The sequence below is a fragment of the Dryocola clanedunensis genome, from assembly GCF_038405435.1.
Lineage (GTDB): Bacteria > Pseudomonadota > Gammaproteobacteria > Enterobacterales > Enterobacteriaceae > Dryocola > Dryocola clanedunensis_A.
Genome location: NZ_JBBYHZ010000208.1, coordinates 1 through 528, shown reverse-complemented (window position 1 = coordinate 528; position 528 = coordinate 1). Strand labels below are relative to the sequence as shown.

Annotated in this window: 1 protein-coding gene; it reads left to right on the top strand. The window is 65.7% G+C overall.

Annotation, left to right across the window (positions count from 1 at the left end):
• Positions 1-528 (top strand): MFS transporter (locus AAE045_RS24260; protein ID WP_455549846.1); only part of this gene is annotated, 528 nt, incomplete at both ends.

Here is a 528-nt window from a genome sequence, read left to right as displayed (position 1 = left end):
AGCCGCTGTACGGCGCGCTGGTCAGCCGCTATGCGCGGCGGGTATTCCTGCCCGCGGTGTATGTCTTCTTCATCATCTCCCTGCTGGGTTTCTACCTGCTGTTCGACAGTGGCGTGCCTGGGCGCGGCATGGCGTTCTTCTTCTGGGCCGCCGTGTTCAACCTCTTTGCGGTGGCGGTGTTCTGGAGCTTCATGGCGGACGTGTTCTCCAACGCCCAGGCACGCGAGGTATACGGCTACATCGGCGCGGCAGGCACGCTCGGTGCGTTCCTGGGGCCGATCATCACGGCGGCGCTGGTGGAGCGGGTGGGTATTGCCAACCTGATGCTGGTCTCGGCCGGCTTTCTGAGTGCCTGCCTGGTCTGCATCTGGCGGCTGCGGTTGTGGGCGGTGGCACGGGAGCAGGAGCAGAAGTTGGTGTCGGGTGAAACCCCGATGGGCGGCAGCGTGCTCGACGGCCTGAAGCTGATCGTGCGTGAGCCGCTGTTGCGCTGGCTGGCTGTGCTGGTGCTGTTCGGCGTGGGCGTGG